The 25,527-nt window shown below is 54.4% G+C and carries 22 protein-coding genes; 11 read left to right on the top strand and 11 right to left on the bottom strand.

From position 1 onward, the window contains the following. The first annotated feature begins 15 nt into the window (after window positions 1–15). The 3 genes from gyrB (at window position 16) to AUP42_RS05555 (ending at window position 6,744) form a co-directional block, all read left to right on the top strand. The gene (gene gyrB, locus AUP42_RS05565; RefSeq protein ID WP_062949736.1) at window positions 16–2,475 is read left to right on the top strand and encodes a DNA topoisomerase (ATP-hydrolyzing) subunit B; all 2,460 of its coding nucleotides are present in this window, start codon (window positions 16–18) and stop codon (window positions 2,473–2,475) included. A gap of 137 nt (window positions 2,476–2,612) precedes the next feature. Beyond that, window positions 2,613–4,532, top strand: a complete 1,920-nt coding sequence (locus AUP42_RS05560; RefSeq protein WP_062949734.1) for a transglycosylase domain-containing protein — start codon at window positions 2,613–2,615, stop codon at window positions 4,530–4,532. 334 nt (window positions 4,533–4,866) lie between these two features. After that, window positions 4,867–6,744 carry a transglycosylase domain-containing protein gene (locus AUP42_RS05555; RefSeq protein WP_231858169.1) on the top strand — a complete coding sequence of 626 codons (1,878 nt, stop codon included), beginning with the start codon at window positions 4,867–4,869 and terminating at the stop codon, window positions 6,742–6,744. 277 nt (window positions 6,745–7,021) lie between these two features. On the opposite strand, the gene argE is transcribed toward AUP42_RS05555, so the two are convergent. Genes argE through AUP42_RS05535 form a run of 4 tightly spaced genes read right to left on the bottom strand, consistent with a single transcriptional unit; the run spans window position 7,022 to window position 11,302 of the window. After that, a complete protein-coding gene (argE, locus tag AUP42_RS05550) occupies window positions 7,022–8,200 on the bottom strand; it encodes an acetylornithine deacetylase (RefSeq protein WP_062949732.1) in 1,179 nt (392 codons plus the stop codon). 27 nt (window positions 8,201–8,227) lie between these two features. After that, window positions 8,228–9,727 carry a tripartite tricarboxylate transporter permease gene (locus AUP42_RS05545; protein ID WP_062949731.1) on the bottom strand — a complete coding sequence of 500 codons (1,500 nt, stop codon included), beginning with the start codon at window positions 9,725–9,727 and terminating at the stop codon, window positions 8,228–8,230. Window positions 9,728–9,744: 17 nt separating this feature from the next. Continuing rightward, the gene (locus tag AUP42_RS05540; RefSeq protein ID WP_062949730.1) at window positions 9,745–10,275 is read right to left on the bottom strand and encodes a tripartite tricarboxylate transporter TctB family protein; all 531 of its coding nucleotides are present in this window, start codon (window positions 10,273–10,275) and stop codon (window positions 9,745–9,747) included. Window positions 10,276–10,312: 37 nt separating this feature from the next. Continuing rightward, entirely contained in the window at window positions 10,313–11,302 is a 990-nt protein-coding gene (locus AUP42_RS05535) for a Bug family tripartite tricarboxylate transporter substrate binding protein (RefSeq protein ID WP_062949728.1), read from the bottom strand. A 151-nt stretch (window positions 11,303–11,453) separates the two neighbouring features. Here AUP42_RS05535 and AUP42_RS05530 point away from each other — a divergent pair, with 151 nt between their 5' ends. Then, window positions 11,454–12,359 (top strand): LysR family transcriptional regulator, encoded by a 906-nt coding sequence (locus AUP42_RS05530; RefSeq protein WP_062949726.1) that lies wholly within the window; start codon window positions 11,454–11,456, stop codon window positions 12,357–12,359. Between the two features lie 5 nt (window positions 12,360–12,364). Here AUP42_RS05530 and AUP42_RS05525 read toward each other — a convergent pair whose 3' ends face one another. Continuing rightward, the gene (locus AUP42_RS05525; RefSeq protein WP_062949724.1) at window positions 12,365–12,997 is read right to left on the bottom strand and encodes a LysE family translocator; all 633 of its coding nucleotides are present in this window, start codon (window positions 12,995–12,997) and stop codon (window positions 12,365–12,367) included. An 18-nt stretch (window positions 12,998–13,015) separates the two neighbouring features. Next, on the bottom strand, window positions 13,016–13,732 hold the full coding sequence (locus AUP42_RS05520) for a M48 family metallopeptidase (protein WP_062949722.1): 717 nt from the start codon (window positions 13,730–13,732) through the stop codon (window positions 13,016–13,018). 220 nt (window positions 13,733–13,952) lie between these two features. On the opposite strand from AUP42_RS05520, the gene AUP42_RS05515 reads away from it, so the two are divergent. From AUP42_RS05515 to AUP42_RS05505, 3 genes are all read left to right on the top strand, one after another. Continuing rightward, on the top strand, window positions 13,953–15,173 hold the full coding sequence (locus tag AUP42_RS05515) for an argininosuccinate synthase (RefSeq protein WP_062949720.1): 1,221 nt from the start codon (window positions 13,953–13,955) through the stop codon (window positions 15,171–15,173). 82 nt (window positions 15,174–15,255) lie between these two features. Continuing rightward, window positions 15,256–16,002: a tRNA pseudouridine(38-40) synthase TruA gene (truA, locus tag AUP42_RS05510; RefSeq protein WP_062950492.1), complete on the top strand. Its 747-nt coding sequence runs from the start codon at window positions 15,256–15,258 to the stop codon at window positions 16,000–16,002. A gap of 256 nt (window positions 16,003–16,258) precedes the next feature. Beyond that, on the top strand, window positions 16,259–17,962 hold the full coding sequence (locus AUP42_RS05505; RefSeq protein WP_062949718.1) for a methyl-accepting chemotaxis protein: 1,704 nt from the start codon (window positions 16,259–16,261) through the stop codon (window positions 17,960–17,962). A gap of 29 nt (window positions 17,963–17,991) precedes the next feature. On the opposite strand, the gene AUP42_RS05500 is transcribed toward AUP42_RS05505, so the two are convergent. The 5 genes from AUP42_RS05500 to AUP42_RS05480 all read right to left on the bottom strand — a co-directional run bounded on the left by AUP42_RS05500 (window position 17,992) and on the right by AUP42_RS05480 (window position 21,212). Then, window positions 17,992–18,717 (bottom strand): LrgB family protein, encoded by a 726-nt coding sequence (locus tag AUP42_RS05500; protein WP_062949716.1) that lies wholly within the window; start codon window positions 18,715–18,717, stop codon window positions 17,992–17,994. Next, on the bottom strand, window positions 18,717–19,085 hold the full coding sequence (locus AUP42_RS05495; protein WP_062949714.1) for a CidA/LrgA family protein: 369 nt from the start codon (window positions 19,083–19,085) through the stop codon (window positions 18,717–18,719). Before AUP42_RS05495 ends, AUP42_RS05500 begins: the two co-directional genes overlap by 1 nt. A gap of 133 nt (window positions 19,086–19,218) precedes the next feature. Continuing rightward, a complete protein-coding gene (arsC, locus tag AUP42_RS05490; RefSeq protein ID WP_062949712.1) occupies window positions 19,219–19,560 on the bottom strand; it encodes an arsenate reductase (glutaredoxin) in 342 nt (113 codons plus the stop codon). A gap of 78 nt (window positions 19,561–19,638) precedes the next feature. Continuing rightward, on the bottom strand, window positions 19,639–20,379 hold the full coding sequence (locus tag AUP42_RS05485) for a MauE/DoxX family redox-associated membrane protein (RefSeq protein WP_062949710.1): 741 nt from the start codon (window positions 20,377–20,379) through the stop codon (window positions 19,639–19,641). A 122-nt stretch (window positions 20,380–20,501) separates the two neighbouring features. Further along, window positions 20,502–21,212 (bottom strand): regulatory protein RecX, encoded by a 711-nt coding sequence (locus AUP42_RS05480; RefSeq protein ID WP_062949708.1) that lies wholly within the window; start codon window positions 21,210–21,212, stop codon window positions 20,502–20,504. Window positions 21,213–21,306: 94 nt separating this feature from the next. Here AUP42_RS05480 and AUP42_RS05475 point away from each other — a divergent pair, with 94 nt between their 5' ends. The 4 genes from AUP42_RS05475 (at window position 21,307) to AUP42_RS05460 (ending at window position 25,511) form a co-directional block, all read left to right on the top strand. Next, window positions 21,307–22,101: an ABC transporter permease gene (locus AUP42_RS05475; protein WP_037989340.1), complete on the top strand. Its 795-nt coding sequence runs from the start codon at window positions 21,307–21,309 to the stop codon at window positions 22,099–22,101. 232 nt (window positions 22,102–22,333) lie between these two features. Next, the gene (locus tag AUP42_RS05470; protein WP_082824672.1) at window positions 22,334–23,491 is read left to right on the top strand and encodes an aspartate aminotransferase family protein; all 1,158 of its coding nucleotides are present in this window, start codon (window positions 22,334–22,336) and stop codon (window positions 23,489–23,491) included. 11 nt (window positions 23,492–23,502) lie between these two features. Beyond that, window positions 23,503–24,420: an ornithine carbamoyltransferase gene (argF, locus tag AUP42_RS05465; RefSeq protein ID WP_062949704.1), complete on the top strand. Its 918-nt coding sequence runs from the start codon at window positions 23,503–23,505 to the stop codon at window positions 24,418–24,420. 137 nt (window positions 24,421–24,557) lie between these two features. Beyond that, window positions 24,558–25,511, top strand: a complete 954-nt coding sequence (locus AUP42_RS05460) for an Hsp33 family molecular chaperone HslO (RefSeq protein WP_062949702.1) — start codon at window positions 24,558–24,560, stop codon at window positions 25,509–25,511. Window positions 25,512–25,527 lie beyond the last annotated feature (16 nt).

The raw sequence follows: 25,527 nt of genomic DNA, 5'->3' as shown, positions 1-25,527 counted from the left end.
CGAGGTTGTGACGCTATGACCAACGAAACAGAAGCTCCGAAAACCGCCGAACAACAGGCGCAGGATTACGGTGCAGAATCGATCAAGGTTCTCAAGGGCCTTGAAGCGGTGCGTAAACGCCCGGGCATGTATATCGGCGATACCGATGACGGCAGCGGTTTGCATCACATGATCTATGAAGTCGTCGATAACGCGATTGACGAGGCGCTGGGCGGATATTGCGATACCGTCTGGGTACAGCTGAATGGCGATGGCTCGGCAACGATCCGCGATAACGGCCGTGGTATTCCGACTGACCTGCACAAGGAAGAAGGCGTTTCGGCGGCCGAGGTCATCATGACCCAGCTGCATGCCGGCGGTAAGTTTGACCAGAACTCCTACAAGGTTTCCGGTGGCCTGCACGGTGTGGGTGTGTCGGTTGTGAACGCGCTTTCAACCTTGCTGAAGCTGCGCATCTGGCGCAACGGCAAGGAGCATTACATGGAATTTTCCGGTGGCGATGCGATCAAGCCGCTGGAAATTGTCGGTGATGCGCCAATGACGGCAGAGGGCAAGCCTCTGACCGGGACCGAGGTTACCTTCTATCCCGATGCCGAAATCTTCACGATGACCGAGTTCAACCTGCCGACGCTTGAACATCGTCTGCGCGAACTGGCCTTCCTGAACTCTGGCGTGATCCTGACGTTGCGTGATGAACGCCATGGCGAACCGGTTGAAACCAAACTGCATTACGAAGGCGGTATCCGCGCCTTTGTGGAATATCTCGACCGTAACAAGGCTCGGCAGATCGAAGAACCTATTACGATCGTTGGCGAAAAAGACGGTATTACCGTCGAAGTTTCCCTGCAGTGGAATGATAGCTATCACGAAACCACACTGTGCTTTACCAACAACATTCCGCAGCGTGACGGAGGAACGCACATGGCCGGTTTCCGTGCAGCTCTGACCCGTCAGATCAATTCCTATGCGCAGGAAAGCGGGATCGTGAAAAAGGAAAAGGTCAGCCTTTCTGGGGATGATGCCCGCGAAGGTCTGACCTGTGTGATTTCGGTCAAGGTGCCGGATCCGAAATTCTCGTCCCAGACGAAGGACAAACTGGTTTCGTCCGAAGTCCGTCCGGTTGTCGAAAACATCGTGAACGACAGGCTTCAGCAGTGGCTGGAAGAGCATCCGCAGGATGCACGCAAAATCGTCACCAAAGTGGTCGAAGCCGCATCGGCACGCGAAGCCGCCCGCAAGGCACGTGAACTGACCCGCCGCAAAGGCGCGCTTGATATCTCGTCCCTGCCGGGCAAACTTGCCGATTGTCAGGAACGCGATGCGTCCAAAGCCGAACTGTTCATCGTGGAGGGTGATTCCGCAGGTGGATCAGCCAAACAGGGCCGCGAACGTGGTTTCCAGGCAATTCTGCCATTGCGTGGTAAAATCCTGAACGTTGAGCGTGCGCGTTTCGATAAAATGCTCTCAAGTCAGGAAATCGGCACACTGATTACCGCCCTTGGCACCGGTATCGGCCGTGACGATTTCAATATTGAAAAAACGCGCTACCACAAAATCATCATCATGACTGACGCCGACGTCGATGGTGCGCATATCCGGACCCTGCTTCTGACCTTCTTCTACCGTCAGATGCCGGAACTGGTTGAACGCGGATATCTCTATATCGCGCAACCGCCGCTTTATCGTGCCAAACGCGGTAACTCGGTCCAGTACCTCAAAGATGACCGCGAGATGGAACAATACCTGACCGCGCAGGGGACCGAGGATGCATTGCTGACGCTTAGTGGTGGTGTTCAGGTTGCCGGTCCGGATTTGGTCCGGATTGTCGAACTGGCGCGCAAGGCCAAGGGGCTGCTTGAGCCACTTTCGCTGAAACTGCCGATCTCGGTTCTTGAGCAGGCTGTTCTGGCGGGTGCCCTGAACCCGGCATTGCTTGACGATGATGCCAAACGTCAGGAGGCGGCAAATACGCTTGCCGGTCGTCTTGATCTTCTGTCGGAAGATTTTGATCGCGGCTGGAAGGGCGAAGCCTCGCAGGATGAAATCGTCATGTGGCGTATGCTGCGCGGGGTTGAGGAACGCTATGTTATCGACGGCAATATTTTGCGTTCAGCCGAAAGCCGCGCGATTGCCGGCCTGCTTGGCGAGTTGCGCGAACTGTTTGAAACTGGTGCCGAATTCGGTGCTAAGGACAAGGTCTGGAAAATCAGTGGCCCGGTCGATCTGGTCAATGCGGTGATGGAATATGGCCGTCGCGGTATTTCGATCCAGCGCTATAAAGGTCTGGGTGAGATGAACCCGGATCAGCTCTGGGAAACCACCCTTGACCCGAATGTCCGCTCGCTCCTTCAGGTGCGTGTTGATCACGCGGACGAGGCAGAAGAAGTCTTCTCTACCCTGATGGGTGATGTCGTTGAGCCGCGTCGCGATTTTATTCAGTCCAATGCGCTTAAAGTTGCCAATCTCGACGTATAAGTGGCATCAGGTGCGCAATTCGTACAGGGCAGTCCATCGGGCTGCCCTGTTTGCGTTTGGATGAAGTACTTTCTTAATAGCTTGGCGCTTTACTGTACGTTGGCATAGTCAATCTGTTGATAAAAGCGGAACCGGGCGTGGCAGAAGAAGAGCAGGACGAACCGCAACGCGGCGGTGCAAACGCCGCCCATGCGGCGATGCAGGAAATTGCAGAACGTGAACTGCGCATCATCAGGCGCCGCCGTCGTCGGCGGCGTATGCTGATGATCGGTCTTTTCGCGTTGACCGGTTTTGCTGCGGTGATGGCGATTGTCCTGACAATCCAGTCCAATCTTGATTTCAGCCGCAACATGATCAGAAGCCCCGAAGTCCGGATCATGGGTTTTGACGGTGCGACGCTTGAAATTGTTCAGGGGCGCTATAGCCAGGACGTCTCGCTGACGACCATTCCCGAACGGATACAGAATGTGTTCGTCGCAGGTACTGATCCCGGTTTTTATGGGCATTTTGGTGTATCGGCCAGCGATTTCGTGCGTGTTTTCACAAGCAACGATATCCCCGGATCGACCATAACGATGCGGGTTGCGCGAAGCTTCTTTAAAACCCCTGAAGTCAGTGCAGGCCGTCATCTGCAGGAGCTTCTGGTCGCGCTCTGGCTTGAATTCAAGTTCAACAAGAAAACCATCCTGCGCAGTTATCTTGAGCGCAGTTATATGGGCCGCGGCATATTCGGGATCACCGCGGCATCACGCATCTGGTACGGAAGCCCTGCCGAGCGGATAACATTGCATCAGGCCGCCGTTCTGGCGGCTGCAATCAATGATCCGAAAAAGTTTGATCCCTTATACCACCCCCGGGATGCGGCCAATGCGGCCAACGAGATCCTTCTGAATATGGGGCGCTATAAATATATCGAACTTGATCGCGTATCCGCCCTTACCCTGGTGGAGCCCAAGCTGGATGTTCAGTACAAGGATGGCGTGGTTTCAAGCTATGTTGTCGACATGGTCATGGACGAAGTCGCTGCGCGCATCGGCTATACCAGTCGCGATATCGAAGTTATCACCAGCATAGATTTGACCATTCAGAGCCTGGCACAGGATGTTGTGCGTGAAGTTTCCAATCTGCGTCTAAGGCCCAAGGGGGTCGAACAGGCTGCACTGCTTTCCATGAGCCCGGACGGGCGTATTCGTGCGATTGTTGGTGGGGTGAATTACAGCCCGTTCCGTCCGAACCGCGCCTGGGATGTGCGCCATTTCCCCGGCCGAATGATCAAGATCGTGCCATATTATTACGCGCTGAACGAAAACAGCGATCCGGCCCAATGGGTGCGTGACAACCGTATGGCGGTGGGAGGCTGGCGTCCGGTTAATCCGGATCACGAATATCGTGGCCAGATTTCATTGCGCGAGGCATTCGTTCGCGACGTCAATACTGTTCCGGTCAATCTGGCCGATCAGTTCGGCTTGCTAAACGTTAAGGGTTATGCCCGTGCCATAGGGGTTCAAAGTCCGCTATCAAACGATATCCGAACCGTTGTCGGGCTTGATCCGGTGTCCTTGGCAGACATTGCTTCTATTCATGCCTTGCCACAAAACTCGGGTAAACCGGTGCAACTCAGTCTGGTCAACCGTGTTGCCTTCGCCGGAACTGGCGAACTGGTCTATCAGCGGGTCGAACAAACCGTTGAAAAACGTCTGACTGACGAAGCCATTCAGGGGGCCTATACACTGTTTTCCAGTGTGACAGATCCGCAACTTCGTCTGGATCGACCGTTTGCGGGCTATGGTACGCAGGATACCGGTGCATCTGATGCATGGTTTACCGGTTTTACATCCGATCTGATAACGGTTGTCTGGGCCGGAAATGATGATAATAGCCGAATTCCTCAGATCCGCGGCGATGTAGAGCTTGCGTCTCTTTGGCGGTTATTTATGCTGGATGCACATGACGGTTTGCCTATTCGTTCGATGATTCGTGCCGCCTCGCAACGCCGACGTGAAAATGATGGCGTGACGGATATGTGGAAACACGACTTGTTGAATGAACAGCAGTAAAATTGCCGAAGAACCGGGGGATCGGGGTCTCCCGCAGACGTTGGGGCATAACCATATAAATTTCAGCCGAAATGGCTGAGTGGCGCGGTTTGAGGCCTTGTTCGCCTGTCTTCTGCCTGTCTGGCAGATACGTTGACAGATCAGGCGTTCACGGGCACAAACCGGCGTCCCTATATGATATCAAAGGTGCTTAGTGGCCCAAAGACCATTCAAAAGACAACAGACCGTACGCAAGGGTGCAACGACGCCGCGAAAACGCAAGAAACGCGTTAGCAGTTCGGGCAGTAGCGGCAGCAAGAAAAGCGGGTCGGGTATTTTAAGTAAAATCGGCGGGATGATACCCGGACCCGAGGCGATTGCACGTTTTATTGTCATTATGGGTATTTGGGGACTGGTTATTGGTGGCGGGATCGTTGCCTATTACGGTTATGGACTACCGGAAAAGATAAGCTTCGAAGTTGCCAGCGAACGTAAACCATCCATCCGTGTGATCAGTGTGGATGGCGCCGTACTTGGGTCTTATGGTGATCGTTACGGCAGTCCGGTGGAGGTTTCCGATCTGCCTGATCATGTCGGGCAGGCTTTTGTATCCATTGAAGATCGTCGTTTTTATGATCACTTTGGTATCGATATTCTGGGGATTCTGCGTGCCAGCTGGGTCAACCTGACGTCAGGGCGCATTGCCGAGGGCGGCAGCACGATTACCCAGCAGCTTGCAAAAAACCTGTTCCTGTCACCTGAACGCAATTTCGGGCGCAAGATCGAAGAAGTGCTTCTTGCATTGTGGCTGGAATTCAAATTTACCAAGCAACAGATCCTGTCGCTTTATCTGAACCGCATCTATTTCGGATCGGGGATGTACGGGATTGATGCCGCATCCCGACATTATTTCGGAACGGACCCGCGACGGCTTAATCTTTACGAAGCTGCTGTTCTGGCCGGTTTGCCAAAGGCACCAAGCCGTTACAACCCGCTGGTTGATCCCGAAGATTCTGCAAAACGTGCCAATGTCGTTCTTGACGCGATGGCATCAAACGGTGTCATCACTACTGCACGTGCCGAACGTGCCAAGCAGCGCACCGTGCGCACCACGCGAGAGGGTAAAAGTGGGCCGGGTGTCCGGTATTTCACAGATTGGGTTCTTGATCGCGTTCGTGATTACATCGGCTATGTCGATCAGGACCTGACGATCCATACAACGCTTGATTCCCGTCTTCAGGAAATCGCGGAGCTCAACCTTGAACGTGCTTTGGCAAGTCCGGTTGCCCAGCAAAAACATGTCGGGCAGGCCGCACTTCTGGCGATGACGCCGGATGGTGCGGTGCGTGCGATGGTTGGCGGGCGTGACTATTTCGAAAGCCAGTATAACCGTGTGACCCAAGCCCGGCGGCAACCCGGGTCGGTGTTCAAACTGTTTGTGTATCTGGCGGCGCTGGACAAAGGCATCGGGTCGAATGACTGGATGCGTGATATGGCGATTTCGATCAATGGCTGGGAGCCGCGCAACTTTGATCGCAAGCATCATGGCACGATGTCAATCCGTGACGCGGTGGCAACCTCGAACAACTCGATTGCTGTTCAGGTCGCGATGGAAGTCGGATTGGATAATGTGATCAAAAAGGCCCACGATATGGGCGTTTCGTCCGAGCTTGGACGGGAACCCAGTCTGGCACTCGGTACCAGCGAGGTATCGATGCTTGATCTGACAGGTGCCTATGCAATCGTCGCCAATGGCGGTTTTTCCGTCTTCCCGCACGCAATTCGTAAAATTGTCGGTCAGGGTGGCGTGGTTCTGTTTGAGCGCAGCGATGAGTTCCCTGTGCGTCTGATGAACCCGCTGCATGCCGGTGAGATGAACAATATGCTGTCTTCGGTGGTTGCCAAGGGCACAGGACGAAATGCGATCATTGATCGTCCTGCTGCAGGCAAGACCGGCACGACATCGGATTCACGTGATGCATGGTTCATCGGTTATACCGCCGAACTGGTTGCAGGGGTCTGGATGGGGAACGACAACGGCAGCCCGATGGATGATGTTTCCGGCGGTGATCTGCCAGCCAAGCTTTGGCATGATTTCATGCTTCATGCGCATCAGAACCTGCCGGTTCGTTCTCTTGGCAAGGCGGCACTTGCACGGTCGCAGAAAGTCGGTGAGGACGGCAGCTGGCGTGAATTTACATCCGGCTTCACAACCGGGAATACAAAGCAGTAACTGGCTTTGATGTCTTGATTGCAAATGTAATTCAGGGTCGGTGCTGATGCATCGACCCGTTTGCGTTTCGCCCAAGAAAAAATGGCCGGTATCCTGGGGGGATGAACCGGCCATCAAGTTTGCAGTTTGCATGGCTTCACCGGGGGAGACCGATGAAGCCGAGGGAGATCTCACCTGTCGAATATCGCGATGTGATCAAGGGTCAGGGGTGCAATCTTTCCCTTGCATCGCATGAATATCCGCATGCACCGTTCAGGGCGGTACATCGGCGAGAGCATCAGGCCGCTACAGCCTGATCACTGAGCTTCTCGAGGAATTCGAGACATTCCTCGATCTGCGAAATTTCGATGAATTCGTTGGCCTTGTGGGCTTGTTTGATGCTGCCCGGGCCGCAGATAATGGACGGGATATTGCCCTGTTTTTCGAAAATCCCGCCTTCGGACCCATAGGAAACCTTGCCCGATACTTCGGGGATGATGTTACGAACCAGCGCGAATGCCTCGGCATCCGTGCAATCGCCCATACCGGGATAGGAAAAGATTTCTTCCCACTCGAACCCGGTTTCTGCTTCCTTGGCTTTCATTTCGGCATCAAGGGTCGAAATGATCTTTTCTTTGATACCGTCAAGAACGGCCTTGGCGTCATGTTCCGGCAGATGGCGAATTTCAAACGTGAATTCGCAGAAATCCGGGGTCACGTTGGTTGCCGTACCACCGCCGATGGTGGTGGTCAGCATGGTGCTGTGCGGGACCGTGAAGTCGTTATCAAACGGGCCGTTTTCCTCGAACTCGCGCGCAAGGTCGGAAATCATTGCAATGGCGCGTGCCGCATATTCGATGGCATTGACGTGGCGGGGTGCGAAGGACGAATGCCCGGCTGTACCGGTAACCGATACCCGCATCGAAAACTTGCCTTTCTGCCCGTTGATGACCTTCATCTCGGTCGGTTCACCGATAACGGCAAGGCGTGGCGGAGTTTTAAGGGCGGCCAGATGATCAACCATCGAACCAACGCCAAGGCAGCCGACTTCCTCGTCATAAGACAGGCAAAGATGGAATGGGATTGCCAGGTCGCGTTTGACCAGTTCGGGCACCATCGCCAGCGCGCAGGCAGAAAAGCCTTTCATATCGGCAGAACCGCGACCAAACAGTTTTCCGTCACGCTCGGTCAGTTCGAAGGCCGGGCTGACCCAGCTTTTTTCAAGGGCGGGTACAACATCTGTGTGTCCCGAAAGCGCAATACCGGGAACGTCTTTCGGGCCAATGGTTGCCAGAAGGTTTGCTTTTTCACCTGTCTCGTCATGAAACAGGGTGCTTTCAATGCCATATTGCGCCAGATAGTCGCGAACAAAATGGATCAGACCGAGATTCGAGTTCTTGCTGGTGGTGTCAAACGCCACAAGTTTGCCAAGCAGATCGATGGCATTATGCAGACGGGACATGTTGGGTTTGCTCATTTTTATCGCTTCTCGTTTCTCGGAATATTAGGCTGACTGCGCCGTATTTCGGGATTTTTCACGCCATTTCTGCCATTCGCGGCGAATGGTCAGGGCGATGAACAGAACGGTAAGGGCAAAGAACCCCCACGAAATCCATGACTGGAAAAAGACGCCAAGATCACCGCGTGAAATCGCGAGCGAGCGGCGCATATTGTCTTCGAACATCGGCCCCAGAATGAAGGCGATCAGGAATGGTGCTGCCGGGATGTTGAGGATCATCATTGCAAAGCCCACAACGCCCATGACCAGAAGCACAGTGACGTCAAACGGGCTGGCACCGATGGAATAGATGCCAAACACGCAGAGAACCAGAATGCAGGGTAAAAGCAGCGTCTGTGGAATACGCGAAATTTTGGCAAAGGCTCCGGCGGTCAGTTTTCCGGCAACAAACAGGAAGACGGAACTGAACAGGATGCCGATAAACAGTGAATAAACTTCGCCGATATTGTTCTGGAACAACAGTGGACCTGGTGTCAGGCCGTGAATCATGAACGCGCCAAGCATGACACCCGTGATCACATCCCCCGGCACGCCAAGTGCCAGAAGCGGGATCATGGTCGCACCACAACAGCCGTTATTGGCGGACTCGGATGCGGCAACACCTTCAAGCTCACCTTCGCCGAACTTGTCACCGTTTTTCGATGTGCGGCGTGCTTCGCTATAGGAAAAGAAGGCGGCGGTCGACGGGCCGATCCCCGGAATGGCACCAAGGACCACGCCGATAACACTGCCGCGCAGGATCGATTTCAGGCTGCCGCGGAATTCTGACATGGTCAGGCGGTTATCGCCAAGCTTCATCGCCGCATTGTTGTCCTCGGGCCGGAAGACGATCATTTTTATCAGTTCGGGCAAGGCAAACAGGCCGATCAGGACCGGGACGACACCAAGACCCGATTTCATATCTTCGGTAACGGCAAAGCGGAACGAGCCATAGATATCTTCGCCGACGGTTGCCAAAAGCAAACCGATGCAGGCTGAAATGATACCCAGCAATAGCGAACGACCGGAAATGCTGGCAACAATCGTCAGCGAGAACGCCATCAGCATGAAATATTCCGGCGGACCGACCCGAAGCGCAAATAACGCAAGCGGCATCGCCAGGAAGAACAGCGAGATGTTCGAAACGAAGTCGCCGATGCAGCTTGAAACCAGCGCCATATTCAGCGCCTTGCCACCTTTTCCCTGCTGGGCCAGTGGATAACCGTCAAGAACCGTGCAGGCTGCGGATGCGGTTCCTGGCGTTTTGATCAGGATCGCCGAAATCGATCCGCCATAGGTCGATCCCTTGTATAGGGCAACCAGCAGCAAAATGCTGGTGACCGGCGGCAGATAAAAGGTGAATGGCAGGGCAAGGGTCACGGCCATTGTACCGGTCATGCCCGGAATGGCACCGATGATCACACCACCCCAGATTCCCGCTGCCATGGCAATAAAGTTGGGCAGCGTTGCGACGGCTTCAAAGGCGTAAAGCAATTCGTTCCACATGAAGGGGCGCTTTCAAATCAGATCAGGGTCACGGAATCGGCGATATAGGCCGAAAACAGATGGCCTTCGGGGAAAGGCGTATGGGTGACTTCGGTAAAAACAAGATAAAGCAGGATCGGAAAGATAATGGACAATCCGATCATCCAGATCTTCCGACTGTAATTGCCGGTCATCAGGAACAGGTAGGCCAGAAGCAAAATGGTTGCAGGAACAAAACCGATCACCGGCATGCCATAGGTAAAGGCGGCAAATCCGATCAGGACGGCAACAAAGCGGGCAATCAGTTTACGGTTGCGGTTCAAGGTCTGACCAATGGTCGTGACACGCTTACCGCTGGCCAGCCGCATTTTGGGAATGGCAAAAATAATGGCAAGGATGCCCATGGCAAGCCCGACACCGGTAATCACGCGTGGCCACATATCAGGCGGCGGCGCAAAACCGGGGATGAAAGACGGAACCTTCACATAGATCGGGATCAGGACGAACAGGACAAAAGCAAAGAAGGCCGTTGCAACCAGTCCGGTATAAAAATCGCGATTTGGGGTCATGGTTCCGTCTCGCATTCAGATGTTTAGGGGATGGGGATTACTGAATGTAACCGAACTTCTTGGCCATGCCGTTATAGAGCTCGTACTGGCTCTTGACGAAGGCAGCCGGGTCTTGGTCACCAACGACCGAAACCGAACCGCGTTTCTTGGCAAGGTCAAGCCACTGTTCGTTGGTTGCAACGTTCGACAGAATGTCTTTCCACTTTGCAACAACGTCTTCCGGCAGATTTTTTGGGGCGAACAATGCGCTCCAGCCGTCAACCTGACCGGCCAGGTTATAACCAAGTTCCTTGGCGGTCGGGACGTCCGGAAGCGCGTCCATGCGCTTGGGCGAATAAACCATCAGCGCCCGCATTTTACCGGCTTCGATATGGGGCATCAAAGAACCGGCTGCGATGGCGAGGAAGTCGACATGTCCACCGAGAAGGGCTGCGGCAAGGGCACTGCCGCCTTTGTATGGCACGAGGGTGGAAGCAGATAGCGGATCCAGGTCGGCATCGGCAAGAAGGGCCTGAACCGTAAAGCCGTCAATCGCGGTGGGGCCGGATGCGGCATAGGTGGTTGCGCCATTGCTTGATTTGATTTTGGCAAGCAGGTCGTCGACGGTTTTGATGTCCGAGTTTGCGTTAACCGCAAGAATCATCGGGGTCGATTCAAGAATACCAAGGAAGGTGTAATCGTCCCAGCCAACCGGGCTATCGGTATAAACGGCCGGGTAAAGTGCCATGCCGACGCGCGACAGCAGCAGGGTATAACCATCCGGCTTCTGTTCGGTGACGTAACGCGCACCGTTCATGCCGCCATTGCCGGTTTTGTTCACAACAACGACCGGCTGTTCGTCGGTGTAGTTGCGCGCGGTTTCAGCCAGTGCGCGACCGGCCAGATCCGATGCACCGCCCGCACCATAAGGCACGACAAGGGTGATGGCTTTTTCCGGGTAGTCAGCGGCCTGTGCGGTTGAAACCAGAGTTGTGGTTGCAAGAACTGCAGCCGCAAATGTCGCGGCCTTTTTGAGCTGTCGAAACATTTTCATGTCTCCCTGGATGGTTGGTGGCAGGATTGCCCGAGCTCGTCGGTTTTTTATTTTGTATACATTTCATCGCAAACTATAACTCGTGACGCAAAAAATTAATTTCAGTATAACTAATTTACATACTGAAATTAATTATGAGCCAGACATGAATTTGCGCGAACTTGAAAGCTTCAATGCCTTTATGACCTATGGCTCCGTCACCAAGGCAGCACAGGCCATGAATATCAGTCAGCCCATGGTCAGCCGTTTGCTGAACAGTTTTGAAAAATCTGTCGGGTTCGCGTTGTTCAACCGCAAACGAAACCAGTTGTCGCCAACGACCGAGGCATTGCAGTTTCATACAACCGTCTTGCGGTCGCTTAATTCTCTGCGTGAAATCGAAACACAGGCGCGTGCCATCGCCAATGAGCAGCTTGGCAGTATCCGGATTGCGGCACAACCGATCTATGTTGACACCTATCTTCTTGATGTCGTGGCCAAGTTTAAGCGTGCTCACCCCAACGTTTCGGTCAGTATTGCTGATACCGGTCTTGAAGGTATGTTGGATATGGTCACGACCCGGCAATGTGATCTGGGTATCGGCATCACGCTTGATCTTCAGGATCCGAATATGGAAGTTATGCCGTTGGCGCAATGCCGGGCGGTGTGCCTGATGCCGCGCAATCATCGGCTGGCCGGTTTTGAAACCATTGATATCGATCTTTTACGGGGTGAAAGCTTTGTCGAACTCTCGATAGGATCGCCGCTCCGCACCAAGATTGACTATATTTTCCAAATCGCAGGCTGGCCGCGCAAGATCGCTGTTGAAGCCCGCACCATCCGAACCATTTCCCGGCTGGTTGAACGCAATGTCGGCATTGCGGTTATTGATCCGTTTGCGACTTTGCTGGTGGACGAGGAAAAGGTCGTTGCCCGTCCCCTGACCCCTGCAATCGAATGGGACGTTGCCCTGTTCCGGTCTTCAGGCGAACTCAGCGCGGTCGAACGTAGTTTTCTAAGCTTCCTGCGTGCGGAATTGCCCGACCTGCGCAAGGAGGGTTGTGTTCTGTGATGCGACTATGCCCGCTTGTCAAAAGCCAGCCGGGCGGCAAGTGCCAGAAATACGCAACCAGTAAAAATCTGAAACGCGCGTGCCAGTCGGGCCGAACGCGACAGGAACTGGCCAAGCTTTCCGGCAAAACCACCAACCAAGCAATTGATAATCGTGCCACCGATATTCAGGATCACACCAAGGATCAGAAACTGTGCCAGAACCGATCCACGTGCCGGATCGACGAACTGCGGAATAAAGGCCAACACGAAAACGATGATCTTTGGATTAAGCAGGTTAACCACGATGCCGTCGCGCCAGGCTTTCATGGCGGTTGCCGGTGCGGTTTTCGCCGGTTTTAAAACGCCGCCACCGTCCCGGAACGACTGAAACGCCAGCCACACCAGATAACCAATTCCCGCCCATCGCAGAACCTCCAGCGCCACCGGGTGGGCAGCGACCACAGCTGCCAGTCCGAGACCGGCAAGAAGAGTATGGATCATGGCACCCGTCGCGATCCCGAAACTGGCGGCCAGACCCGCTCGTGGTCCTGACTTGATACCCTGACCAAGGCAAAACAGCATGTCGTTGCCCGGTGTCATGTTCAGCGCCAGTGCGGTCGGAATGAAAATCAGCAGGGTTTCAATCGGGATCAGCATATCGGGACTCCGTTAGGATCAAGTACCTGCGCCATATCGATGCAGGGCTGAGCCGTTCTTCTTTAGCCAGTGCTGCTGTTTTTTTGACGGACCATAAAGGTCTTCGACGACAGCCCAGAAACGGGCACTATGGTTCAGTTCCTGAAGGTGAGCAACTTCGTGGGCAACCACGTAATCCAGCACATCTTCAGGGGCGAGAACGAGTCGCCAGCTAAAAGACAGATTACCGTTGGATGAGCAACTGCCCCAGCGTGTGCGCGTATCTTTTAACGAAATACGGTTTACCTTTTTGCCGATCCGTTCGGCATAGGCATGGGCACGGGGGGAGATCTCAAGTTTGGCCTGTTTCTTCAGCCAATCAGAAACCCGACGATTGGTATGCTCGGGCAATCCCGAAACCCAGATCACACCAGCTTCGGCCCAGACGCCGCGCTTGGCGTCGGGAACGGTGCGTATGGCATGTTCGTTGCCCATGAAGGGCACCCATGCGCCCGGAACGAACTGTACGCGTTCGGGCAGGCGGCTCATATGGGCAGTGACCCAGTCGCCATGTTGATACAGCATCGAGATCGCCGTTTTGCGCGATATGCCGTTCGGAACGACAATTTCAACACCGTCAAACGCCGGATCGATCCGCAATTTGAGTCGCGTCGCACGCGCACTCGGGCGCAAACGGACCGGCAGAGGGCCGATTTGCGGCAGATCGATTTCGGTTTCTTCGATATTTCGCAGCATTCAGGGTGAGTTTTTCCAAAAGCGGGGTGGAATTTTCGTACTTTTTGCGCCTTTTTGACCGGAAGGGCATCTTGCCCCTTGCCCGGCACTAGTGTTTTCCTATACTCCGCGCTCAAGGTCTAGGGGACTTTTGCAATGTATTTGTTGCAGCCCCGCAAGGGACGTTGGCCTGCATGTGCCGCGCCCCGGTTTACATCGGAAGAAGAAAGGCGTCACTCCAATGAGCGATCAGGTCAAAAAGGTGGTGCTTGCCTATTCAGGCGGGCTTGATACCTCCATCATCCTGAAATGGCTGCGCGAAGAATATAACTGCGAAGTCGTGACTTTCACCGCCGATCTCGGCCAGGGCGAGGAACTTGAACCCGCCCGCAAGAAAGCCGAGATGTTTGGCGTCAAACAGATTTTCATCGAAGATCTGCGCGAAGAATTCGTTCGCGACTATGTCTTCCCGATGTTCCGTGCGAACGCCCTTTATGAAGGTGTGTATCTGCTCGGCACTTCGATTGCGCGTCCGCTGATTGCCAAGCGCCAGATCGAAATTGCCGAAGAAGTCGGTGCCGACGCCGTTTCCCATGGCGCGACCGGCAAGGGCAACGACCAGGTTCGTTTCGAGCTTGGTTACTATGCGCTTAAGCCGAACGTAAAGGTCATTGCACCGTGGCGTGAATGGAAACTGAATTCGCGTACCGCACTCCTGAACTTTGCGCGCGAACACCAAATTCCGATTTCGGCTGATAAACTCGGCGGGGATGAGCCCCCCTATTCAACCGATGCCAACCTTCTGCATATTTCCTATGAAGGCAAGGCGCTGGAAGATCCGTGGGTAAAGCCGAACGAACAGATGTTTGAACGCACCGTATCGCCGCAGAATGCACCCGATGCGATCACCACGATCGAAATCGAGTTCGAACAGGGTAACCCGGTTGCCGTGAATGGCGAACGTATGAGCCCGGCCACCCTTCTGACCAAGCTGAACGATGTTGCCGGCAAAAACGGCATCGGACGTCTTGATCTGGTCGAAAACCGTTATGTCGGTATGAAATCGCGCGGCGTTTATGAAACCCCGGGCGGTACCATCCTGTCGGTCGCGCATCGTGCGATGGAAAGCATCACGCTTGACCGTAACGCAGGTCACCTCAAGGACGAGTTGATGCCGCGTTATGCCGAGATGATCTATAACGGTTACTGGTGGTCGCCGGAACGTCAGGCCCTGCAGCGCCTGATCGACGAAACCCAGAAAACCGTCAACGGTATTGTCCGTCTTGACCTTTACAAGGGTAACGTCACGGTTACCGGCCGCAAGTCGCCGAACTCGATCTACTCCGAAGAGCATGTCACGTTCGAAGCCGACACCGTCTATAACCAGCGCGACGCAGAAGGCTTCATCAAGCTGAATGCTCTTCGCCTGCGTCTTGGTTTTGACCGCGACGGCGTGAAGTAAGTTTCACTGTCGTGATCCGTTACGAAACGAGGGGTGTTCATCACCCCTCGTTTTTGTTTTGAAGCTTGGTTATAAGCACCCGATGCAGCGCTATAAATGTACCGTCGAATATAATGGACGTCCCTATCACGGATGGCAGTTCCAGGAAGAGGTGATCTCGGTCCAGCAGGTTTTTGAAACCGCACTGGAAAAGTTCATCGGCGAATTTGTGCGCGTATATGTATCTGGCCGTACCGATGCCGGGGTACATGCCTTTGGGCAGGTGGTGCATTTTGATCTGCCGCGCACCTATCCAGCGGATGCCGTGATGAATGCGATCAATCATCACCTCAAACCCGATCCGGTGGCTGTGATTGACTGTGTTGAGGCCGATGAAAACTTCCATGCCCGGTTTTCATCCAAGAAACGGTACTACATGTATCGCATCATCAATCGTCGTGCGCCGCTGACCGTTGATGCCGGCCTTGCATGGGGCATTTTCAAACCGCTTGATATTGATGCGATGAACGAAGCCGCCGCCCACCTTATCGGCACGCATGATTTCACCACGTTTCGCGCCAGTGAGTGTCAGGCCAAGAGTCCGGTGAAGACTCTGGAAAAGCTTGTCGTGACCCGGGGTGATCACGATCCGCTGGATATTCGTGTTTACACCGAAAGCCGGTCCTTCCTGCATCATCAGGTCCGCAATATGGTCGGTACTCTTGTTCTGGTGGGCAAGGGCAACTGGAAGCCGATTGACGTCAAAACAGCACTGGAAGCTTGCGATCGTAAGGCAGGCGGGCCAACGGCACCAGCCGATGGGCTTTATTTCGTCAAAGTCGATTACTGAGCATTCTGTTTTGAGTGAGTCCCGGATTTCTGGCAGTTTTGATCATTTTTTGCACAAATGTTCAGCTGTTTTGATTTTACATTCTTGAACTGCCAAATAAAGATCACCAGATTCCAAAGACATAAGTGCGATTATTAAATCGCTGTAGTGTTGAAGTCTGATCCAGCCTGACTATCGGTCAGGTTTTTGGGTTGTGGGCAGTTATTTGCATTGGTCCCATTGGGCTCGATGCATTGGGGTCAGGGGACGAATAATTATGTCCAGAAGTATTGTTTTCAAGGTTGCGCTGGCAGCCTTGATCATCCTCGTCAGCGGTATCTTCCTGCTTGGCGTGGTTATCATGCAGCGTATTGATCAGCAGGTAAGTGATACCAGCCTGGAATCGCAAAAGCTCAACCTGCGTGTTGCGGCCCTGTTGCTGCAGGATGCGTATCCGGATTTGAAGGTAACGATCGGTGCCGACGGCGAAACCACCAAGCTGGTCATGCCCGAAATTCCCGATCTGTCATCGCACAGTCTGATTGATCGTATCGGAACGGCAACCGGTCAGACGGCAACCGTGTTTTCCTGGGTGCCTGCGGAAAAGGACTTTATCCGCGTTTCCACCAACATCATCAAACCGGATGGCCAGCGCGCGGTCGGGACGATGCTTGGCAATGGCAGTGCGGCCTATGCGCCGACAACATCGGGGAAAACCTTCCGCGGTGAGGCTGTCATTCTTGGTACCGCCTATGTCACGCAATATACGCCGATCTTCAATCCGGCTGGCGATGTGATCGGCATTCTGTATGTCGGGATCAAAAAGGCCGAAGTTGCCGAGGTCGCATCGGCTATTGAGCTTCGCATTGCGATTGCCGGTATTATCGTTGCCCTGATTGCCGGTGTCCTGTTGGTTGTTCTGCTGCGCTGGCAGCTCGGTCCGCTTCATGTTTTGGGCAATACCATTGCCCGGTTTGTGGATCGTGATTTTTCCGGCGATGTTGCCTACACGGCGCGCAAGGATGAAATCGGTGTGATTGCTGATGGTCTTGTTCGCTGGAAAGAAACAGCAGGCCAGATCAAGGAAGCCGAGGAAGCCAGAATTTCGGCCGAAAAACGCAACGAGGATGAACGCGTTCAGCAGCGTAACCGCCTTGCGAAGGAGCTTGAGGAATCTGTCGGGCAGATCGTTTCCTCGGTCCGTCAGGCAACCGAGGGCATGATGCGCTCGACCCGTCAGATGCGGGATTCTGCCGATCATTCGGTTCGCCAAAGCAGCCATGTCAGCGAAGCGGCCAACGAGTCAGCCCGAAGCGTTCAGACTGTTGCCGCCGCAACCGAAGAACTTTCCGCATCGATTACCGGCATCGGAAACCAGGTCGACGAATCGACATCAATCGCTGATACCGCGGTGGGTGAAGCATCGCGGGCCAATGAAATGGTTAGCGGTCTTGCCGATGCGGCAGAACGGATCGGCGAAGTCGTTAGTCTGATTAACGACATTGCCGCCCAGACCAACCTGCTGGCACTAAACGCCACGATTGAGGCCGCCCGTGCCGGCGAGGCAGGCAAAGGCTTTGCCGTCGTTGCGCAGGAAGTTAAAAACCTTGCCAATCAGACGGCCAAGGCGACAGATGAAATCGCCCAGCAGATCGGGGCGATTCAAAGCGAAACCAAACTGACGGTCGAGGCCATCGAAAAAGTGACTCAGACCATCGCGACCATCAACGATATCACCAACGGTATTTCAGCATCTGTTTCCGAACAGAATGCTGCCGTCAGTGAGATCGCCAACAGTGCCGCGACCGCGTCGAGCGGTTCAAGCGAGGTTGTCAGCAATATCGAGGAAATCCATCAGGCCGCAAGCAGCAGCGGTGCTGCCGCAAGCGAGCTTGATACAAATGTCGGTGCCCTGTCAGGTCAGATCGAAACCCTTCACAGAACGGTCTCCGACTTCCTCAAACAGCTACGTGCCGGTTAAGGGTTTTGTGGCTTCGGGTGAGTTTCGGCTCACCCGAAGAACCAATGCCACAGGAATGGCAGGGTCAGGGCGGTGGCCAGCGTATTTAACCCCATCGCCAATCCTGAAAACGCCCCGGCTGTTTCATTGACCTGAAACGCCCGTGCCGTTCCGATTCCGTGTGCGGCAACCCCCATGGCAAATCCGCGCGCCCGCCAGTCTTTCAATCGGGCCAAATTCATCACCATCGGGCCCAGTGTTGCCCCGACAATGCCGGTTGCGATCACGCAAACCGCAGTCAGGGCCGGGACACCACCAATTTCATCGGCAATACCCATAGCAACCGGTGTCGTGACCGATTTTGGTGCCAGGGAAGCCAGTGTTTCCGGGCTCGCGCCAAGGATCCAGGCCAGAACAACTGTGCTGACACTCGCAACCAGCGATCCGAACAGCACACCGAAAATAATCACCGGCAATGCCCGTTTCAGTGTTTCCATTTGGCGAAACAGCGGTACGGCAAGTGCCACCGTCGCCGGGCCCAAAAGGAAGTGCACGAACTGTGCCCCTTCGAAATAGGTCGCATAGGGGGTGCCGGTGCTTTCCAGCAGCAACGCAATCAATGCAATGGCGATGACCACCGGATTGCAAACCGGATTGCGGTCGGTTTTCTGATACAGCCAGAACCCGATGGAATAGGCGACAAGCGTAATGGTAAGGCCGGTTAATGGCTTGGTCGAAAGATAAACCCAAAGCTGCGTGATATCTGTCTCGCCCATTATTTTGCGTCCCCGTCGCCGATGGATGCCTTCGGTTTTGGAAGAAGTTTCGACATCAGAAGGGCGGTCAGAACCATCGCAAGCAAGGTGGAAAAGATCAGGGCGGCCGTAATCGGCAACCAGTCCCCACGCAGCCGGTCGAGCTGTGTCACCACACCGACACCGGCCGGAACGAACAGCAGCGAAAAATGGATCAGAAGGTTATCGGCGGCATCGGTCAGAACCTTGGGCGGGTGGCGTTTGACGATCAGTCCGATAAACAAAAGCCCAAGCCCGATCACAGGGCCGGGTACAGGCAGGTCAAACAGTTCCGATATCACCTCGCCAAACAGCTGGCAGACAAGGATCAGGGCAAACGCAGCAATCATGAGCAACCTCCTGACATTTATGTCTTTGGATTAGACATAATGACTTTGCGCCCGTTCGACTTTTATTAATAACGAAAAACGCCCGTGCGGAAATGGCACAGGCGTTTGAAGTCATTCGATATTTCAGGTGACGCTAAAGAATTTCCAGAACACTTTCCGGCGGTCGCCCAAGGGCGGCCTTGTGGCCGTTGACCACAATCGGGCGTTCAATCGCGCGCGGATGGGCACAAAGGGCCTCGATCAATGTGTCACCACGAAGATCAGCAATGCCTTCTTCTTTGGCTTCTTTCTTGCGCAGGATATCTTCCGGGGCCATGCCCAGCATGCCAAGAATTTCTTTTAATTCCTGTGGAGTGGGTGGTGTATCCAGATACTGGATCACATCGGGGGTAATTCCCTGTTCCTCGATCAATGCAAGGGTCTGGCGCGACTTGGAACAACGCGGATTGTGATAGATGCGGACCATCATATTCATGGTTCTCCTTCACGCAAAAGGCAGTCTGTATCGGTTCTTTTTAGGGGCTCGATCCCGATTGCACCAGCTCGTTGTTGTCTATTTCACCATCATCCAGATCGCCATGGCGACCATCATGATGTTTTCCGTCAGTGAAATGAAACCAAGCGGAACATTGCTGTCCCCACCGACGCAGGCGCATTTGAGGTTGCGCTTATCGATATAAACCGCCTTGAACACCGATACAGCCCCGATTGTCCCGATGAAAAGGGCAACAGGAACGGCAAGCCACATAAGGGCGCCAAAAATCATAAGCACACCTGCCAGTGCCTCACCAAACGGGTAAATATAGGCATATCGTACCCACCGTTGCGCGAGCAGGTCATAACCCAGAAACATGTTCGAAAAGCTTTCCAGATCCCGAAGCTTCAGGATGGCAAGAATGCACATCGACGTCGCTATGAACCACTCAACCGCCCGAACCGTCAGGAAATCGCCAAATGCGGCCCAACTAAGGCCCAGCGCCATAAGTGCCGCCATGCCGAAAACGGCAATGACCGGCTGATAGGTAACCGAATTGCCATCATTTACCGGCTTGCCGAAATATTCCCGCAATTCGTCATGGCCGCCGATCCGATCTCCATCAATGAATGTCTGAGGGGTGGTTTCGACATTGTATTCTGCCTGAAAGTCGTCAGTTTCTTTCCGGGTGGTCAGCCAGTGATCATCGACGGCGTATCCTTCCCTTTTTAGAAGGTCGCGCGATTTCAGGCCGAACGGACAGATATGGTCGTCCATCACCATCCGGTAAAGCGTTGCCTTGCGTGTATGTGCGGTCATGACTTGATCTCTCTCGTCTTGCCCTTGGGTCTACGCTTTTATGGAACTTGTCGGGGTGACATTTGTTCCACGCAATGCGGAAACGCAGTCTTTCGGTGCCCGAAAAAACGCCCGCCCAGCAATCAGATGCCGTCAATCATGGATAACAGATCGTTCAGGTGATCCAGATCGCCATCAATGATCCGGGTGGCGGTGTCATAGCCAAATCCCTGCCGGGCAAGTGCGGCCAGATCCTTGTCGCGTTTTTCATCGCGCTGGTCAGGCCGACGAAATGGTCCAAGCCGACGGCGTCGGGCATAAGCCGCGGCGGCGGCAAGGTTGGGATCGGTACCCCGGATATCTTCATAGGCCGCCTGATCGGCTTCCTGTCTGAGGTCGGTGATGGTGTCATCAATCATGTGCGATGCAACGCCGCGTGCGTTCAGATCTGCGGCGATAACCCGCATGGCCTTGCCCTTGCGCAAAAGCGATCTGGCACGTCCCTTGGCATAGGCGGTGTCATTGATAAATCCGGCATTCTCGCAAGTGTTCAGAACGCTTTTCATCCATTCTTCGGCTTCCTGCGGATCGGTGCCGTATTCCGCGATCGAAAGCCTGATCTTACCGCGCATCAGTTTTTCAAGCCGGGCGCGTGACGCGGCAAAGCGTTCCAGATACCAGGTGGCATAATTCATCAGATAGTCGCGCGTTACCCGGCGCGGCTTTTTGGGTTCGCGCGGGTCGCGATCTTTGCCTTTGGCAGCACTTTTGCGAGAAAAACTGGCGTTACCGCCAAATTTTTCCGCCTTGCTGTCAGGCGCTAAATCACTGCGGTTTTCGTGTGATTCTTTCATTTCATCCAATGCTGATCAATACGCACCCTTGCACTTGATGCCCAACTCTCCCTATTTTACCGGCAATTGTCTGCATTTTTCCGAAGGATTTTTCATGCAAGAGCTAGCACCGCGTCAAATGGGCGCGATCAACTGGCTCGGTCTGTGGACGCTTTATGCCAAGGAAGTTCGACGTTTTCTGAACGTCCATCTGCAAACCATCGGAGCACCGGTGGTTACCAGCCTGTTATTCATGGCGGTCTTCCTTCTGGCACTCGGGCGCGCGGTCGAGACGGTAAACGGCGTTCCTTTCGCCACCTTCCTTGCCCCCGGTCTGGTCATGATGACCATGGCCCAGAATGCCTTTGCCAATACCTCAAGCTCGATCATCATCTCGAAGGTACAGGGCAACATTGTTGATGTTCTGATGCCGCCGCTTTCGGCCGGTGAAATGGTTGCCGGTTTTGCATTCGGTGCGGTGACACGCGGGATTATGGTTGGCGTTGCTACCACCATTGTCATGGCGTTCTTTGTTGATGTCGGCATCCACAATATCTGGGCGATCCTGTATTTCGGGATTTCGGCGTCGCTGATGTTGTCGCTTCTGGGTATTGCCGGTGGTGTATGGTCCGAGAAATTCGACCATATCGCGGTTGTCACCAACTTTGTCATTACCCCGCTTTCTTTCCTGTCGGGCACATTCTATAGCGCCGAAAACCTGCCCGAAGCTGGTAAGGTACTGGTCCATTACAACCCGTTCTTCTACATGATTGACGGGTTCCGCTATGGCTTTACCGGGGTTTCGGACGGCACGGTAATGACCGGAGTTGTGGTCTTGGCCGTGGTCAATGTCCTGCTTTGGATTCTGTGCTATCGCATGATCAAAAGCGGCTACAAGCTTAAGGCCTGATCGCCAAAACAGTGCGCCTTTCAGCATTAAATTCCGTTTAAGGGCAGCATTCCGCATCGGATGCTGCTCTTTTTCATATCAGCCCTGTTCGTATACGGGGTTTTGCGTCGTTGACAGAGGTCAGGAATCTCTTGATACTCCGCGGCTTCCCGGTATTCTGCCGGAACTGACCTTCTGGTCAGGAATGATTTTTTACCCCTGATTGAGGAATGAAGAAGTGATTACTCCCGTCATGCCGACCTACGCGCGGGCCGATCTGGCCTTTGAGAAAGGTGAAGGACCTTATCTCTATGCGCAGGATGGCCGACGATTCCTCGATTTCGGGTCGGGTATTGCGGTGAATACCCTTGGCCACGCGCATCCGCATCTGGTCGAAGCCCTGACCGAACAGGCGAAAAAGGTTTGGCATACGTCGAACCTGTACCGGATTCCGGGGCAGGAAAAACTGGCGGCACGTCTGGTTGAAAATACCTTCGCCGACACGGTGTTCTTCTGTAACTCCGGGGCGGAGGCCAACGAGGCCGGCATCAAGATGCTGCGCCGCTTCCAGTATGTCAGCGGTCACGCCGAAAAGAACCGGATTCTGGTGGCAACCAATGCTTTCCACGGTCGGACGCTTGGTACCCTGACCGCCGGTTATAGCGATAAATACCGCGAGGGCTTTGGCCCGATGCCTGATGGTTTTGATCGTGTGGCATTTGGCAATCTGAACGAATTGCGCGATGCGATCACGCCTGAGACCGCAGGTATTCTGGTCGAACCGATCCAGGGCGAAGGCGGTATCTGCAAGGCCCCCGAAGGTTACCTTGAGGGTCTGCGAAAAGCGGCTGACGAATTCGGCCTGCTTGTGATGTTTGACGAAGTCCAGACCGGCGTTGGCCGTACGGGCAAGCTTTATGCCTATGAATGGTCGGACATGAAGCCCGATCTGATTTCATCGGCCAAGGGGCTTGGCGGTGGTTTCCCGGTTGGCGCGTTGCTGGCGACCGAACGCGCGGCACAGGCATTGCCTGCGGGGATGCATGGCACGACCTTTGGTGGCAATCCGCTTGCCATGGCAGCGGCCAATGCGGTTCTTGACGTCATCCTTAAACCCGGTTTCATGGACAATGTTCTTGCCATGAGCCAGTTGATCCGTGACGGCCTTGCGGCCATTGCCCGAAAACATCCGGGCTTTATTGCGGAAGTCCGTGGCATGGGCCTGCTTCTGGGTATGAAAACTGTGCCGACCAATGTTGATGTTGTCGCAAAACTGCGTGAACTGGGTCTTTTGACCGTTCCGGCGGGCGATAACGTGGTGCGTCTTTTGCCGCCGCTTAACATCACCAAAACCCATGTTGACGAGGCGCTGGCAGCAATCGATGCCGCCGCGGCAGCCTTGGCGCAATAAGGAAGACTGAAATGACTGATATCAGGCACTTTCTCGATCTCGACAAAATGTCGGCGGGAACGCTGAACGATATTCTTGAACTTGGATCTGTGGAAAAGGCAGGCAAGGCACCGTTTGGTGACAAGCCGCTTGCGGGCAAGACACTTGCCCTGATTTTTGAAAAACCATCGACCCGTACACGCGTGTCATTCGAAGTTGGTATGCGCCAGCTAGGCGGTGATGTTGTCATCCTTGATGCCGCAAGTTCGCAGCTGGGCCGTGGGGAAACCATTGCCGATACCGCACGCGTTCTGTCGCGCTTTGTCGATGCGATCATGATCCGTACGACGGACGAATCGAAACTACTGGAATTGGCGAAATATGCCACCGTTCCGGTCATCAATGGCCTGACCGATCAAAGCCATCCCTGCCAGATCATGGCCGACCTTATGACCGTTAAGGAACACAAGGGACGCCTTGATGGGTTGAAATTCGCCTGGGTCGGCGATGGGAACAACGTTTCGGCATCCTTTATACATGCATCGCCGAAATTCGGGTTCTCGCTTGATATGGCCTGCCCGGCGGGTTATCGCCCCAATCAGGGTCTGATCGAAACGGCCAATGCCGAGGGTGGCAAGGTCCGCATGACCGATATGGACAGCGCACTGGACGGGGCCGACGTTATCGTTACCGATTGCTGGGTTTCGATGGGGGACGAGGACGCCGACGCCCGCATGGAAGCATTGGCCCCCTATCAGGTCAATTCCGCCGCGATGGCAAAGGCAAACAAGGATGCGATCTTCATGCATTGCCTGCCTGCCCATCGTAACGAAGAGGTCACCGACGATGTGATCGACGGGCCGCAATCGGTGGTGTTTGACGAGGCTGAAAACCGTCTGCATGCGCAGAAAGGGGTTCTGCTATACTGCTTTAATGGCTTGCCTTCCTGATGGTGCAGACTAAATAAGCATCAGAATTTCGGGGCGGACAGTGATGTTCGCCCCTTTGTTTTGGCGTGACATGGCTGGACAATGCGGTTCTGCTGTTGTTATACGCCCCGGAACACGTAAAAACGCGGAACCCGAAAATGCAGATCGCTGTCGATTTTTGTCAGCCCTTCACGCTGGATCATTCCAATATTCGTGGCCGTTTCGCACGGCTTGGCCCGACCGTGCAGACCATCATTGGTCAGCACAGCTATCCTGCGCTTGCAAATCATCTGCTGGGCGAGATTATCGGGCTTGCTGTTCTGCTGTCCTCGGCGCTGAAATATGAAGGCCTGTTTACCCTTCAGACCTCGTCTGACGGTCCGATTGGCATGATGGTTGTCGACGTCGATAGCGACGGCAACATTCGCGCCTGTGCGCGTGTTGACGAAGACCGCCTCAGCACCATGATTGCGGCCGAAGACGGTGGTGAAGACGCCCTGCGCGGACAGGTGCACAAGCTGATGGGGCATGGCCACATCGCCTTCACCGTCGATCAGGGCGGCGATCACGAACGCTATCAGGGTATTGTGTCGCTCGAAGGCAATACGCTTGCGGAATGCGCCGAGTCCTATTTCCGTCAGTCCGAGCAGATCGAAGCTTCCTTCAAGCTTGAAGTCCATCAGGGCGAACAGGCCAATGACTGGTGGGTTGGTGGTCTGTTCCTGCAGCGTCTTCCGGCCAGTGCTTCGGGCGATGCGGCAACTCCGGAAGAAGCCGAAAAAATTACAGAGGACTGGAACCGCTCCAAGATCCTGATGGCAAGTGCGACCGAAAACGAACTGGTCGATATTTCGCTTTCGGCGCATGACCTGATCTGGCGTCTGTTCCACGACGAAGAACCGCGCGTGTTTGATCAGACGGCGTTACAGTTCAAATGCCGTTGTTCGCGTCAGAAAATCGAAGGTGCGCTTGTGTCCTATCCGCTTGAAGAACTTCTGGACATGCGCGAACCCGATAGCGGCGAAGTCGCGGTTTCCTGCCAGTTCTGCAACACGCGATATGGCTTCAACGAGGCCGACCTGCGTGCGCTTAAATCCGGCGATGACGCATAACTTGCTGCATCGGCGC

This window comes from Thalassospira lucentensis, from assembly GCF_001613805.1.
In the GTDB taxonomy this organism is placed as follows: Bacteria; Pseudomonadota; Alphaproteobacteria; order Rhodospirillales; family Thalassospiraceae; genus Thalassospira; species Thalassospira lucentensis_A.
This window is presented reverse-complemented; position numbering and strand designations above follow the sequence as displayed.